General features: G+C 72.0%; 14 protein-coding genes and 1 pseudogene. 3 read left to right on the top strand and 12 right to left on the bottom strand.

Annotation, left to right across the window (positions count from 1 at the left end):
- Positions 1-150: 150 nt before the first annotated feature.
- Positions 151-2676 carry an ATP-dependent Clp protease ATP-binding subunit gene (locus ACIP5W_RS24895; RefSeq protein ID WP_401477578.1) on the bottom strand — a complete coding sequence of 842 codons (2526 nt, stop codon included), beginning with the start codon at positions 2674-2676 and terminating at the stop codon, positions 151-153.
- A gap of 430 nt (positions 2677-3106) precedes the next feature.
- Here ACIP5W_RS24895 and ACIP5W_RS24890 point away from each other — a divergent pair, with 430 nt between their 5' ends.
- Complete coding sequence (locus tag ACIP5W_RS24890) at positions 3107-3793, top strand: SCO3374 family protein (protein ID WP_401477575.1); 687 nt, start codon at positions 3107-3109, stop codon at positions 3791-3793.
- Here the strand turns inward: ACIP5W_RS24890 and ACIP5W_RS24885 are convergent.
- The 10 genes from ACIP5W_RS24885 to ACIP5W_RS24840 all read right to left on the bottom strand — a co-directional run bounded on the left by ACIP5W_RS24885 (position 3772) and on the right by ACIP5W_RS24840 (position 12011).
- A complete protein-coding gene (locus ACIP5W_RS24885; RefSeq protein WP_401477572.1) occupies positions 3772-4107 on the bottom strand; it encodes an Lsr2 family protein in 336 nt (111 codons plus the stop codon). The genes ACIP5W_RS24890 and ACIP5W_RS24885 overlap by 22 nt on opposite strands.
- A 227-nt stretch (positions 4108-4334) precedes the next feature.
- Complete coding sequence (locus ACIP5W_RS24880) at positions 4335-4868, bottom strand: amino-acid N-acetyltransferase (protein WP_401477569.1); 534 nt, start codon at positions 4866-4868, stop codon at positions 4335-4337.
- A gap of 9 nt (positions 4869-4877) precedes the next feature.
- A complete protein-coding gene (locus ACIP5W_RS24875) occupies positions 4878-5276 on the bottom strand; it encodes a BlaI/MecI/CopY family transcriptional regulator (protein WP_401477675.1) in 399 nt (132 codons plus the stop codon).
- A 183-nt stretch (positions 5277-5459) separates the two neighbouring features.
- Positions 5460-5639, bottom strand: a complete 180-nt coding sequence (locus tag ACIP5W_RS24870; protein WP_401477566.1) for a hypothetical protein — start codon at positions 5637-5639, stop codon at positions 5460-5462.
- A gap of 76 nt (positions 5640-5715) precedes the next feature.
- Positions 5716-6420, bottom strand: a complete 705-nt coding sequence (locus ACIP5W_RS24865; RefSeq protein ID WP_401477672.1) for a hypothetical protein — start codon at positions 6418-6420, stop codon at positions 5716-5718.
- Between the two features lie 155 nt (positions 6421-6575).
- Positions 6576-7373 (bottom strand): type III pantothenate kinase, encoded by a 798-nt coding sequence (locus ACIP5W_RS24860; protein ID WP_401477563.1) that lies wholly within the window; start codon positions 7371-7373, stop codon positions 6576-6578.
- Positions 7374-7388: 15 nt separating this feature from the next.
- On the bottom strand, positions 7389-8378 hold the full coding sequence (nadC, locus tag ACIP5W_RS24855; protein WP_401477560.1) for a carboxylating nicotinate-nucleotide diphosphorylase: 990 nt from the start codon (positions 8376-8378) through the stop codon (positions 7389-7391).
- A gap of 5 nt (positions 8379-8383) precedes the next feature.
- Positions 8384-10096: an L-aspartate oxidase gene (locus ACIP5W_RS24850; RefSeq protein WP_401477557.1), complete on the bottom strand. Its 1713-nt coding sequence runs from the start codon at positions 10094-10096 to the stop codon at positions 8384-8386.
- A complete protein-coding gene (gene panC / locus ACIP5W_RS24845; protein WP_401477554.1) occupies positions 10093-11085 on the bottom strand; it encodes a pantoate--beta-alanine ligase in 993 nt (330 codons plus the stop codon). The genes ACIP5W_RS24850 and panC overlap by 4 nt, the downstream gene beginning before the upstream one ends.
- Positions 11082-12011, bottom strand: a complete 930-nt coding sequence (locus ACIP5W_RS24840; RefSeq protein ID WP_401477552.1) for a Rossmann-like and DUF2520 domain-containing protein — start codon at positions 12009-12011, stop codon at positions 11082-11084. Before ACIP5W_RS24840 ends, panC begins: the two co-directional genes overlap by 4 nt.
- Positions 12012-12451: 440 nt before the next feature.
- On the opposite strand from ACIP5W_RS24840, the pseudogene ACIP5W_RS24835 reads away from it, so the two are divergent.
- A pseudogene (locus ACIP5W_RS24835) lies at positions 12452-12682 on the top strand (threonine aldolase); the annotation flags it as partial.
- A 136-nt stretch (positions 12683-12818) separates the two neighbouring features.
- Positions 12819-13925: a DUF5937 family protein gene (locus ACIP5W_RS24830; RefSeq protein ID WP_401477549.1), complete on the top strand. Its 1107-nt coding sequence runs from the start codon at positions 12819-12821 to the stop codon at positions 13923-13925.
- A 40-nt stretch (positions 13926-13965) separates the two neighbouring features.
- Here ACIP5W_RS24830 and ACIP5W_RS24825 read toward each other — a convergent pair whose 3' ends face one another.
- Positions 13966-14202, bottom strand: coding sequence for a hypothetical protein (locus ACIP5W_RS24825; protein ID WP_401477546.1), 237 nt, complete (start codon positions 14200-14202; stop codon positions 13966-13968).
- Positions 14203-14268 lie beyond the last annotated feature (66 nt).

Below are 14268 nucleotides of genomic sequence, written 5' to 3'. Positions count from 1 at the left end.
GCCGCCAGCCCCGCTGCGGGGCCGCCCCGCCCCCCCCCCTCCCCTCGCGCGGCCCATGCGGGGCCGGTGGCTGCGCGGCCCGCCCCCCGGGGGCCCCCGGGGGGCGGGGGGGCGGGGCCCGGCCCCTCTCTTGCGCTCAACCCCTCGGGGTCAGGCGTCCTTGCTCAGGTTCGGACCCGTGCCGCCGGCCGCCTGCTCGATCGGCGGGACGTCCGGCAGGGCCGACTTCTCCTCACCCCGGAAGGTGAAGGTCTTGGCGTCGCCCTCGCCCTCGGTGTCCACGACCACGATGTGACCGGGACGCAGCTCGCCGAAGAGGATCTTCTCCGAGAGCGTGTCCTCGATCTCGCGCTGGATGGTGCGGCGCAGCGGACGCGCACCCAGCACCGGGTCGTACCCCTTCTTGGACAGCAGCTCCTTGGCGGACTGGGAGAGCTCGATGCCCATGTCCCGGTCCTTCAGGCGCTCGTCGACCTTGCCGACCATCAGGTCGACGATCTGGAGGATGTCCTCCTGGGTCAGCTGCGGGAAGACGACCACGTCGTCGACGCGGTTGAGGAACTCGGGCCGGAAGTGCTGCTTCAGCTCGTCCGAGACCTTGTTCTTCATGCGCTCGTAGTTGGACTTCGTGTCGCCCGCGGCGGCGAAGCCGAGGTTGAAGCCCTTGGAGATGTCCCGCGTGCCGAGGTTGGTCGTCATGATGATGACCGTGTTCTTGAAGTCCACGACCCGGCCCTGGGAGTCGGTCAGACGACCGTCCTCCAGGATCTGGAGCAGCGAGTTGAAGATGTCCGGGTGGGCCTTCTCCACCTCGTCGAAGAGGACGACGGAGAACGGCTTGCGGCGGACCTTCTCGGTCAGCTGGCCGCCCTCTTCGTAGCCCACGTATCCGGGCGGGGAACCGAAGAGACGCGACACCGTGTGCTTCTCGCTGAACTCCGACATGTCGAGGGAGATCAGCGCGTCCTCGTCACCGAAGAGGAACTCGGCGAGCGCCTTGGACAGCTCGGTCTTACCGACACCGGACGGGCCGGCGAAGATGAACGAGCCACCCGGACGCTTCGGGTCCTTGAGGCCCGCGCGCGTACGGCGGATCGCCTTCGAGAGCGCCTTGACGGCGTCCTTCTGGCCGATGACCCGCTTGTGGAGCTCGTCCTCCATGCGCAGCAGACGCGAGGACTCCTCCTCGGTCAGCTTGAAGACCGGGATGCCGGTGGCGGTCGCGAGGACCTCGGCGATCAGCTCGCCGTCGACCTCGGCGACGACGTCCATGTCGCCGGCCTTCCACTCCTTCTCGCGCTTGGCCTTGGCGGCCAGGAGCTGCTTCTCCTTGTCGCGGAGGGAGGCGGCCTTCTCGAAGTCCTGCGAGTCGATCGCGGACTCCTTGTCGCGGCGGACGCCGGCGATCTTCTCGTCGAACTCGCGCAGGTCCGGCGGCGCGGTCATCCGGCGGATACGCATCCGGGAACCGGCCTCGTCGATCAGGTCGATCGCCTTGTCCGGCAGGAAGCGGTCCGAGATGTACCGGTCGGCCAGGGTGGCGGCCTGGACCAGCGCCTCGTCGGTGATCGAGACACGGTGGTGCGCCTCGTACCGGTCGCGCAGGCCCTTGAGGATCTCGATGGTGTGCGGCAGCGACGGCTCCGCGACCTGGATGGGCTGGAAGCGGCGCTCGAGGGCCGCGTCCTTCTCCAGGTGCTTGCGGTACTCGTCCAGCGTGGTCGCACCGATGGTCTGGAGCTCACCGCGGGCCAGCATCGGCTTCAGAATCGAAGCGGCGTCGATGGCGCCTTCGGCGGCACCCGCACCGACCAGCGTGTGCAGCTCGTCGATGAACAGGATGATGTCGCCGCGGGTGCGGATCTCCTTGAGCACCTTCTTCAGGCGCTCCTCGAAGTCACCGCGGTAGCGGGAGCCGGCGACCAGCGCGCCGAGGTCCAGGGTGTAGAGGTGCTTGTCCTTGAGGGTCTCGGGCACCTCGCCCTTGACGATGGCCTGGGCGAGGCCCTCGACGACGGCGGTCTTGCCGACGCCGGGCTCACCGATCAGGACCGGGTTGTTCTTGGTACGGCGGGACAGCACCTGCATGACCCGCTCGATCTCCTTCTCGCGCCCGATGACCGGATCGAGCTTGGACTCACGAGCGGCCTGGGTGAGGTTCCGGCCGAACTGGTCGAGGACCAGGGACGTCGAGGGCGTGCCCTCGGCAGGCCCGCCGGCGGTGGCGGTCTCCTTGCCCTGGTAGCCGGAGAGCAGCTGGATCACCTGCTGCCGCACCCGGTTCAGATCTGCACCCAGCTTGACCAGGACCTGGGCGGCGACGCCCTCGCCCTCACGGATCAGGCCGAGCAGGATGTGCTCCGTGCCGATGTAGTTGTGGCCCAGCTGAAGGGCCTCGCGGAGCGACAGCTCCAGGACCTTCTTGGCACGGGGGGTGAAGGGGATGTGCCCGGACGGAGCCTGCTGGCCCTGCCCGATGATCTCCTCCACCTGCTGGCGGACCGCCTCGAGCGAAATCCCGAGGCTCTCAAGGGCCTTGGCGGCGACACCCTCACCCTCGTGGATCAGGCCCAGGAGGATGTGCTCGGTGCCGATGTAGTTGTGGTTGAGCATCCGGGCTTCTTCCTGAGCCAGGACGACAACCCGCCGCGCGCGGTCGGTGAACCTCTCGAACATCGTTAATCGCTCCTCAGAGCGGTCAGGCAGTGAAGGGAACTTCCCCTCCCTGTCCTTCCGCAGCTTAGTCCCGCAAGCGGGGACCGCTCATTCCAACTGCCGACACCGTCGATGGCCTCCTGACCCCGAACGCCGACATCTGCTCCAACCCGATGGTGCGAGACGATGTTCCCGCAGGCCAGACAGTTACCCCAGTCGCCAGTACGCCGATGGCGAACGTGAGACTCCCGTTTTCTGCGTGTCGCCCCCTCCCACTAGGGATGTCTTACCCGCTGGGACCGACACTCCATGCCGTGGGCGCCCGTTCCCTCCGCTACGGGCGAACAACCTTGCCCTCCCGGCACCCCCGCACGCCCCCCGTGTCGCGACTCTGCGCTCCCGACTGAGCGCCCAGCGTAACCCGGAGGGCTTCGGGACCGTTGCACTCGGCATGGTTGGTCCCGTACCCCCGCCCCCGCCCGCGCCCCGGATCATCCCTTCCACCGCCGCCACGGACGCCTCCGCGGCGCTCTCCCCGGCAGCCGTGTCCCCGGCCGTCGCTGCGGCATCCACGGTCCCCCTTCCCCGCAGGGCACTCGATCCGGGCGGTCCGGCCGAGAGCGTCCGCGGCTGGTACGAGAACGAACTGGGCTGGGCGACGGTGCCCGGAGAGCCGGTACGGCTTCGGGTGGGCCTGCGTTTCGACGTCCTGGATGTGCCGGCCGAGGCGGGGCATCCGGCGCTGCGGCATCTGGCGCCGGGTTCTCCGGTGGCCGTGCGGGGCGACCGGATGCGGCTGCTGGTGGCGGCGGGGAGCGCGGAGGAACTGCCGGGAATCCTGCGGTGGCTGGAGTGGGACGCGCTGCCGCTGGATCTGACGGCGACCGGCGCGGGCGGGGCCTTCGAGGCGCCCCTGCCGCCGGGCCGGACGCGCCTCGGAACAGCGCTGCAGGGGGCCGCCGTGTGGATGCGGCCCCCCGTCGGAGGGTGCGATGTCGAGGCCTCGCTGCCGACGATGTCGGCCTTGGGGGGCGTTGGGGGCGCCCCCGACCTGGTGCGCTTGGTGGACACGCTGGCGACGCACTGTCACCGTGTCCGGCTGCGGCGCGCCTGCGCTCAGCCGTTGGCCTTCTCGTAGGCCTCGCGAATGGTCGCGGGAACACGGCCGCGGTCGTTGACCTCGTAGCCGTTCTCCTTCGCCCACGCGCGGATCTGAGCGGTGTCCTGGCTGCCACCGGCAGCGGCGCGCGCCTTTCCGCGTCCACCCGAAGCACGACCTCCGGTACGCCGGCCGCCCTTCACGTACGGGTCGAGAAGGCTGCGCAGCTTGTCCGCATTGGCAGTCGTGAGATCGATCTCGTACGTCTTGCCGTCCAGCGCGAACGTCACGGTCTCGTCGGCCTCGCCGCCGTCGAGGTCGTCGACAAGAAGGACCTGAACCTTCTGTGCCACCGGATTTCCTTTCATCGATAACGTGAGGGCCGGGGGTCTGCGGCGTTCCGCCGTTTCACCGCCCCTTGATATATGCAGTACTGCAGTACATCGGAAAGCAAACCGCTTTTGCCGAGAAAACACAAACCCTCGGGAGAGACCGGCCGCCCGTCCCCCGCACGGAAACGTGCGCGTTTCGGACATAGGGCACCCGGGCAAGGCGACTCCGCCGGAATGGGACCCGGCGATCACAGATGCAGAAGCATCCGGCTGTTGCCCAAGGTGTTCGGTTTCACTCGTTCGAGACCGAGGAACTCCGCGACGCCCTCGTCATAGGAACGCAGTAGCTCCGCGTAGACGTCGGTGTCGACGGGCGTCTCACCGATCTCCACGAAGCCGTGCCTGCCGAAGAAGTCCACTTCGAAGGTCAGACAGAAAACCCGGCGAACACCGAGCCAGCGCGCGGTCTGCAGCAACTTCCCCAACAACTGGTGACCGACGCCGGAGCCCTTCAGGCCGGGCTTCACCGCGAGCGTGCGGACTTCCGCGAGGTCTTCCCACATCACGTGCAGCGCGCCGCAGCCGACGACCTCGGCGTTGTCGTCGCGTTCGGCGACCCAGAACTCCTGGATGTCCTCGTAAAGGGTCACCGTCGCTTTGTCGAGCAGGATGCCGCCGCGGACGTACGCGTCAAGGAGACGACGCACTGCGGGGACATCGCTGGTCCGGGCCCGGCGGACGGTGATGGCTTTAGCGCTGACTTCAGGGCTCTGTGCTGACATGAGCGGACGCTATCGCCCGTCGGTCTCCGTCGCGGACCCGGGGTTCTCCCGCGCACTCCCGGCTTCCGGGCGTTCGGAAGTTTCGGGTCCCTGGACGATGCGTACCGCATCGCTCAGGGCGTGCCGCTGTTCGTCGCTCATCATCCCGAAGAAGGCGACGAGAGCGGCGGCGGGGTTGTCGCTCTGCGACCAGGCCTCGTTCATCAGGGCGGCGGCGTAGGCAGCACGCGTGGAGACCGCCTCATATCGATAGGCCCGGCCTTCCGCCTCACGGCGCACCCAGCCCTTCTGATGGAGATTGTCCAAAACGGTCATCACCGTGGTGTAGGCGATGGACCGTTCCTTCTGGAGGTCTTCCAGGACTTCCCGAACGGTGACCGGGCGGTTCCACTTCCACACCCGCGTCATGACCGCGTCTTCGAGTTCTCCCAAGGGGCGAGGCACAACTCAGAACAATAGTGGGAGAGCACGTCAATCGCGTGCCGGACGTGCACGTTCTTCGACAAGAACGAACAAAAAGGGCGCACGGCACCCGGTGCGGGGCCGTACGCCCGAGGGGCGCGCGTGGGACGTGCGAGGACCTGCGTGCGGTCAGGCCTCGGTGTTCGCGGAGGGCCGGCGCGCGCTCTCCGCGCGCGCGAGGGCGGCGTCGACGGCCGCGTCCTCCTTGGCCTTGTTGGTGCCGCCCTGGGTCTTCACGATCACCCTGATCAAGCCGATGAAGAAGACGGCCATGACGACGGGGGGAAGAAGCGCGGAGACATAGTCCATGGATCCAGGGTAGCCAGGGAGGAACGGGACATCGGGGCGGGGTCGCGCTACCGCGGATCGTGTCGGCGGCGCCCGGTCAGCCGACGGCGAGCCGTTCACGGAGGCCGGTGGACGGGGAGACGGAGGACGGGGAGGCGGGCTTGCGACGCGGGAAGACCTCGCCCGGGGTGGGGACGGGCCGGCGGGAGGGTCCCGGCTCCTGCGGCTTCACGGGCCCGGGGGCGGGCGCGGCCGGCGGCTTCTCGGCGGGTTTCCGCGCGGGCCGCGGCGTCGGCTCCTCGGCGGCCACCGCCAGGCGGTCGGGGCCGACGGCCTCCTCCGTGGTCGCGCAACGGCCCCCGGGAAGGGCCAGGAGGCGCGTACGGGACGCCGGCACCACGGGAGCGGCCGTGACCGTCCGGCGGGCCGTACGGCGGGCGAGGCGGGCGCGTACGTCCTGCTCCGCGAGGACCTGGCAGCGTTCCAGGAGGGCGGCCGCCGTCGGGTTCCCCCGCAGGGCGCGCAGGGCGGCGAGGTCGTCGGCCTCGGGCCGGTGGCCGGCGCCGAGCACCTCCTCCAGGAGCGTGAGGTACCCGGCGGCGGTGCCGGGGAGGGCGGCGCGGTACCGGGCGAGGTCGGACACCAGGAAGGCCCGCAGCCGGGCGGCCTCGCACACGGCCTCGTCGAGGGATGCGGCGAGACGGTGGCAGTCCTGGACGTCCTCGGCCGAGGCGGGACCGGGGTGGAGGGCGAGGGCGAGGGCGCGGCGGAGCACACGCAGCTCCTGCGCACCGAACACCATGCCGCCGCGGGATCCGTAGGGCGTGGGCATGCGGCGACGATACGCGCTAATCGGACAAATTCGACATAAGGAGTGGGCGTGGCGCGCCTTGTTCCACCGGGTCGGGCGCACGATTCCGCCGGGTCGCCCCGCCCTCCACGCGCCCGCCCACCCGCTCACATCCGCGAGACGTTCCGTTCGTACACCAGGCGCAGCCCGATCAGCGTCAGCCACGGCTCGTGCTCGTCGATCACCGAGGACTCGCCCAGCACCATCGGCGCCAGCCCGCCCGTGGCGATCACCGTCACGTCGTCGGGGTCGTCCGACAGTTCCCTGGCCATCCGGCCCACGACACCGTCGACCTGGCCGGCGAAGCCGTAGACGATGCCGGACTGCATCGCCTCGACCGTGTTCTTGCCGATCACACTGCGGGGCCGGGCGACCTCGATCTTGCGCAGTTGCGCGGCCTTGACGCCCAGGGCCTCGACGGAGATCTCGATGCCGGGCGCGATGACGCCGCCGACGTACTCCCCGCGCGCGCTGATCGCGTCGAACGTGGTCGCCGTGCCGAAGTCCACGACGATCGCCGGACCGCCGAACAGCTCGTTGGCGGCGACCGCGTTGATGATGCGGTCGGCGCCGACCTCCTTGGGGTTGTCGAAGAGGATCGGTACGCCCGTCTTCACACCGGGCTCGACGAGCACCGCGGGAACGTCGCCGTAGTAGCGGCGGGTCACCTCGCGCAGCTCGTGCAGGACGGACGGGACGGTCGCGCAGATGGCGATGCCGTCGATGCCGTCACCCAGCTCCACCCCGAGGAGGGGGTGCATGCCCATCAGGCCCTGGAGGAGGACCGCCAGCTCGTCGGCCGTGCGGCGGGCGTCCGTCGAGATCCGCCAGTGCTCGACGATGTCCTCCCCGTCGAACAGGCCGAGCACGGTGTGCGTGTTCCCTACGTCGATCGTCAGCAGCATGGCCGGATCCCGCTCCTACTCCGCCGCTCGCAGGTCCAGGCCGATGTCCAGGATCGGCGAGGAATGGGTCAGGGCGCCCACGGCCAGGAAGTCGACACCGGTGTCGGCGTAGACCTTGGCGTTGTCCAGGGTGAGCCGGCCGGACGCCTCCAGCAGCGCGCGCCCGCCGACGACGCCGACGGCCTCCGCGCACTCCTCGGGCGTGAAGTTGTCCAGCAGGATCAGGTCGGCGCCGGCCTCCACGACCTCGCGCAGCTGGTGCAGGGTGTCGACCTCGACCTCGATCGGCACGTCCGGGAAGGCCTCCCGCACGGCCTGGAAGGCCTGGGCGACGCCGCCCGCGGCGACCACGTGGTTGTCCTTGACCAGCGCCGCGTCGGACAGCGACATGCGGTGGTTGACGCCACCGCCGCAGCGCACGGCGAACTTCTCCAGCGACCGCAGGCCCGGCGTGGTCTTCCGGGTGTCGCGCACGCGGGCGCCGGTGCCCTCCAGGGCGTCCGCCCACGCGCGCGTGGCGGTCGCGATGCCGGAGAGGCGGCACATCAGGTTCAGCGCGCTGCGCTCGGCGGTGAGGAGGTCACGCGTGCGCGTGGTGACCGACAGCAGCTTCTGTCCGGCCTCCACGCGGTCGCCGTCCTCGACGTGGCGCTCGACCTCGAACTCGTCCGTGCAGACGACCGAGAGGACGGCCTCGGCGACTCTGAGGCCCGCCACCACGCCCGCCTCGCGCGCGCTGAAGTCGGCGGTGGCCACCGCGTCCTCGGGGATGGTCGCCACCGTCGTCACGTCCACGCCGTGGGCCAGGTCCTCCTGGATGGCGACGTTGGCGATGTCCTCGACCTCGACCGGGTCGAGCCCGGCGTCGGCGAGGAGCTGGGCGAGCGCGGGATCCAGCCCGCACTCCAGGTACTCCTCGCCGGTGAGGTCGGCGTCCGTGCCGCAGGCACAGCCGTCGCCGCAGCCGCCGCTCTGGACGAGGGGAAGGTCCTCGGGGGTGCTCACTTCTGTCACTGCTCCTGCTGGTGCCGGGTCGGGGGGAAGTCTGCGGTATCGGTGGTGTGTACGGCGAGCGTCCGGTCCGGATTCAGCCGTACGACGATGTGGCGGCGCCAGTCGGTGTCGTCGCGCTCGGCGCGGTCCTCGCGCCAGTGGCAGCCGCGGGTCTCCTCGCGCAGCCGGGCGGCGGTGACCAGGACGCGCGCCACGCACAGGAGGTTGGTGGCCTCCCAGGTGTCGACGCCGGGCTCGGCGGTCTTGCCGTTCTCGTCGAGGGCGTCGCGGGCCTCCGCGTGCAGCCGCTGGAGCTGCTCGGCGGCCTTGTCCAGGGAGTCGGCGGAGCGCAGGACGCCCGCGCCCTCGGTCATGATCCGCTGGATCGCGAACCGGGCCTCGGGGGCGAGGAGGGGGTGCGCGGGCTTGTCGGGATGCTCGACGGGTGCGGGCACGCGCGCGGGGAGGCCGTCCGCCGACCGGCTCGCCGCGATGTCGGCGCAGATGCGCTCGGCGTAGACGAGGCCCTCCAGGAGGGAGTTGGAGGCGAGCCGGTTCGCGCCGTGCACACCGGTGCAGGCGACCTCACCGCAGGCGTAGAGGCCCGGCACGGTGGTCCGGCCGTGCGAGTCGGTGCGCACGCCGCCGGAGGCGTAGTGGGCGGCGGGGGCGACCGGGACGGGCTCGGTGACCGGGTCGATGCCGTGCGCCCGGCAGGCGGCGAGGATGGTCGGGAAGCGGTGTTCCCACATCTCGGCGCCGAAGTGGCGGGCGTCGAGGTACATGTGCTCGGCGCCCAGCTCCTGCATGCGGCGCATGATGCCCTTGGCGACGATGTCCCGGGGCGCCAGCTCGGCCAGCTCGTGCTGCCCCAGCATGAAGCGCGCGCCGTTGCCGTCGACCAGGTGGGCACCCTCGCCGCGCACCGCCTCGGAGACGAGCGGCTGCTGGCCCTCCGCGTCCGGGCCGAGGAACAGCACGGTCGGGTGGAACTGCACGAACTCCAGGTCGGAGACCTCCGCACCCGCGCGCAACGCGAGCGCGACGCCGTCGCCCGTCGACACGGACGGGTTGGTGGTGGCGGAGAAGACCTGCCCCATGCCGCCGGTGGCGAGGATCACCGCGGGCGCGTGCACGGCGCCCACGCCGTCGTGCTGGCCCTCCCCCATGACGTGCAGGGAGACGCCTGCGGTGCGGCCGTCGGCGTCCGTGAGGAGGTCCAGGACGAGCGCGTTCTCGATCGTGCGCAGCCCGCGCGCGCGGACCGCCTCGACGAGCGCGCGGGAGATCTCCGCGCCGGTCGCGTCACCGCCCGCGTGCGCGATACGGCGGCGGTGGTGGCCCCCCTCGCGGGTCAGCTCCAGGCCGCCCCCCTCGGACTCGTCGAAGTGGGCACCGGTCTCGATGAGCCGCCGTACGGCGTCGGGGCCCTCGGTGACCAGGAGGCGTACCGCGTCCTCGTCGCACAGGCCGGCGCCCGCCACCAGCGTGTCCTCGAGGTGCTGTTCGGGCGTGTCGCCCTCGCCGAGCGCGGCGGCTATGCCGCCCTGCGCCCAGCGGGTGGAACCGTCGTCCAGGCGGGCCTTGGTGACGACGACCGTCGTCAGTCCCGCGGCCTCGCAGCGCAGGGCGGCGGTGAGGCCGGCCACCCCGGAACCGACGACCACGACGTCCGCGGAGATGGACCACCCGGGCGCGGGCGCGTGCAGTCGTATGCCTGTGCTGGTCACGAGGCGGCTCCGAAGGTGAGGGGAAGGTTGTCGATCAGCCGGGTCGTGCCGACCCGGGCGGCGACCGCGAGGACCGCCTCGCCGGTGAAGTCGTCCTCGATGTCGCCGAAGTCGGACGGGTCGACGAGGGCGAGGTAGTCCAGTCGCAGCGGCGGGACCATGCGCGCGGCCTCGTCCAGGACCGTGCGGGCGGCGGCCCGGACGGCGGCCACGGAGCCGGGGGCGGCCTTGGCCACGGCGTGCGCGTCGGCGGCCGCGCGGGACTCGCCCAGGGCGCTGAGCGCCTCCGCACGGGTGTGGGTGGCGGGCACCTCACGCGCGCGTGCCCGCAGCGCCTCCTGCGCGGCGTGCCGGTCACGGCCCGCGAACAGGGCCCGGGACAGGGCGAGCGCGGTGCGCCGCTCGGCCGGTGACAGGTAGCGGTTGCGACTGGACAGGGCCAGGCCGTCGTCCTCGCGCACGGTCGGCACGGCGACGATGTCGACGCCGAAGTTGAGGTCGCGCACCATGCGCCGGATCAGGGCGAGCTGCTGGGCGTCCTTCTGCCCGTACAGGGCCACGTCGGGGCGCGTCAGGTGCAGAAGCTTGGCGACGACGGTGAGCATCCCGTCGAAGTGCCCGGGGCGTGCGGCGCCCTCCAGGCGCTCCCCCATCGGGCCGGCGCTGACGCGGACCTGGGGCTCGCCGCCGGGATAGACCTCGTCGACGGACGGGGCGAACACGACGTCGGCACCGGCCTCCTCGGCGATCTTGAGGTCGGCGTCCAGGGTGCGCGGGTAGCGGTCGAGGTCCTCGCCCGCGCCGAACTGGAGCGGGTTGACGAAGACCGTGACGACGACCTCGCCCCGCGGTCCGGCGATCTCGCGCGCGGTGCGGACGAGAGTGGCGTGGCCCTCGTGCAGGGCGCCCATCGTCATCACCACGGCGCGACGGCCCGCACGCGTGCGTGCGTGCAGTTCACCCGCGGTGCGCAGCAGGGTCGTGGTCATCGGGCATCTCCCTCGGCGCCGTCGGTCCCCTTGGCGAGTACCCCGAGGAGGTCCTCGGCGAGTTCCGGCTTGAGCAGGCCGCCGGCGAGGGCCCGGTCGGCCGTCGCGCGGGCCATCGCCAGATAGCCGTCGACGCTCTGCGGGGCGTGCCTGCGCAGCTCCGCGACGTGGGCGGCGACCGTGCCCGCGTCGCCGCGCGCGACGGGGCCGGTGAGCGCCGCGTCGCCGGAGCGCAGCGCGTTGTCCAGGGCCGCGCCCAGCAGCGGGCCGAGCATCCGGTCGGGAGCCTCGACGCCGGCCGCGCGCAGCAGCTCCAGCGACTGGGCGACCAGGGTGACGAGGTGGTTGGCGCCGAGGGCGAGGGCCGCGTGGTAGAGCGGCCGGTTCTCCTCTGCGATCCACTCCGGTTCGCCGCCCATCTCGATGACGAGGGCCTCGGCGGCCAGCCGCAGTTCGTCGGGTGCGGTGACGCCGAAGGAGCAGCCGGCCAGGCGCTGGACGTCCACCGCGGTACCGGTGAAGGTCATCGCCGGGTGCAGGGCCAGTGGCAGCGCACCCGCGCGCAGGGCGGGGTCCAGGACGTGCGCGCCGTACCGGCCGGAGGTGTGCACGAGCAGTTGCCCCGGGCGGACGGCGCCGGTCTCGGCGAGGCCCTCGACGAGTTCGGGGAGGGCGTCGTCGGGGACGGTCAGCAGCACGAGGTCGGCGCGCCGCAGGACCTCGGCGGGGTTGACGAGGGGGACGTCCGGCAGCATCGTCGCGGCGCGCCGCCGGGAGGCGTCGGAGACGCCGGAGACGGCGACCGGGCGGTGCCCGGCGAGCCGGAGGGAGGCGGCGAGGGCGGGGCCCACCCGACCGGCGCCGACGACGCCGACGGTGAGCCGCGCGGGGCGGTCCCTGGGGTCTGGCTGTTGGACTGTACTCACGCGACGGCGGCCTTCCCGTTCCAGTCCGCTCTGGGTACCGGACGATTTCTCGTCATGTTAACGCGATCGGTTGCCGAGGGCCCCGGCCGTCCACAGGCTGTGGGTAACCGCACTTTCCCTCCGGCGCGGAAACCGGGTGCCCGTGCGGCCACGCGCGCGAAATGATCCACGGCATGAGTGATACGGCGGATCAGCCCCCGCGGGCTTACGGACAGGAGCCGTTCGGCCCGGAACCCGGCTCGGAGCCGGTGCCGGTGCCGGACTCGGAGCCGGTGCCGGAGGACGAGCGGCGCAGGCTGCGCCGGGAACGGCGAAGGCGCGCGGCCCGCAGCGCGCGGCGGGTGCTCGCGCACTCGGGTCTCCAGAGCACGATCCGCCAGCGGCTCGCTCTCCTGGACGCGGCCGGCGAGGTGTACGACCTGGACGACTCCGTGGACGCTTACGGCGACGGTGTCGTCGCCGAGGCCGCGATCCGTACGGCCGAGGAGACCGGGACCCTGCTCTTCGCCCACGCCTGGGACGCGCCCGTACCGGGCCTGGCCGTCACGGAGGTCGACGTGCGCGCCCCCGGCCTGGAGTGGAGCGCCGGGGACGTACGGACGGCGGTCGCCGACTTCGTGGCCCGGTTGAGGGCGGAGGACGGCGCGGCACGGGGGCGGGTGGACGGATAGGCGCCGGCCGGTGTCGTCGGGGACCGGCCGATGTCGTCGAGGACCGGCCGGCCATGCGCCGCCCCCGCGTCGCGCCGGTGGGCGGCCACCGTCGACCGGCGACGGCGTTGTCGGTGGCGGGGTGCACCATGAGGGCATGAGCGTGAGCATCGACATCGCGGGGCTGCGGCCGGAGAGGGTCGCGATCGTGCCGTCCCCGCTCGCCGAGCTCGGCATGGCGCTGCACGCGCTGTCCGAGCCGGGGCACCATCCGGGGCTGCAGGGCTGGGTCACGAGTGTCACCGCGCGCCTGGACCCGCATCTCGCCGACCGGATGTGCGAGGCCGACTTCCTGTGGCGGTCGACGTTCTCGGACCTCTTCCTGCCGTACGCCGGCATCCCGGGGCGCAGCACGCTGCCGCGCGGGACGCTCGCCGAGGAACTGGACCTCCTCGACAAGCTGTCGGACGAACAGTTCGTGGACGCGGCCCTGGAGTTCACCTGCGTGATGGACTACGGCTCCTACGAACCACTGGTGCTCACGGACGAGCGCGTGCGGCGGCGGGCCCTGGAGGTGGCCGCCTCACGCGGTCCCCGGCAGGTGCGGTTCACCCAGCGGCTGCTGGACGACCCGCCCAGCGTGCGCGCGTGGCTGCGGCGCTTCCTGGAGGACTGCGACGAGGCGTTCTTCGCGGAGACCTGGTCGCGGCTGAGCCACCAGCTGACGACGGACGCCCGGCACAAGACGGAACTGCTGCGGCACCGCGGACTGGCGGAGGCCCTGGCGGCGGTGTCCCCCGCCCTGAGCCTGGACGAGGCGGCCGGCCGGATCGAGGTCGACAAACTCGTCAAGGGCCGTACGGTCACCGGGGACGGCGGGCTGCTCCTGGTGCCGACCAGCCTCGGCCGGCCCCACCTCAGCGTGCTGCACCGCAGCGGCTGGCAGCCCGTGCTGCACTACCCCGTCGGCTCCCCCGAGCCGGCCTCGCCGCCGTCGGTCGAGCAGCTCACCCTGCGGATGACGGCCCTGTCCCACCCCGTCCGGATGCGGATCTGCCGCCATCTGGCCCGCAGCGCGTACACCACGAGCGAGCTGGCTCAGGTGCACGGCATGACGGCGCCCGAGATATCGCGGCACCTGGCCGTCCTGAAGAAGGCGGGCCTGATCACCACCCGTCGGCGCGGCCGGTACGTGCTGCACCAGCTCGACGTGACGAGGGTGGCCCGGCTGGGCAGCGACTTCCTGGAGGGGGTCCTCAGGTAGGGCGGGCGCCCCGCCGCTTCGGGACGGCAGGGCGTCGGCGTCAGCCCGCGGAGCCGCCGGTGCCCGCCGACGTCCTCGCCGCGCGGCTCCTCGCCCGGCGGCGTCGCAGACCGTCGCCGAGTTCTCCCACGAGGATCGCGAGGACGGCGGTCGCGGCACAGCCCAGGAGGTTCGGCCGTTGGCCCCCGATGCGGCCCAGGAGCCAGAAGGCCGACGTCATGACGGCCCACCACGCGGTCCAGCGGGCGGGCGCGCTCCGTCCCGGAAGCAGTTTCACGCCGTCACCGTAGCCCGTCGGGCCCTGTTCCCAGGAGGGGAGACCGGGGTTCCCAGGAGGGGAGAC

Origin of the sequence: Streptomyces sp. NPDC088766 (assembly GCF_044750845.1) — a bacterium.
Lineage (GTDB): Bacteria > Actinomycetota > Actinomycetes > Streptomycetales > Streptomycetaceae > Streptomyces.
Note: the sequence above shows the minus strand (reverse complement) of the source record. Positions and strands in the feature narration are given on the sequence as shown.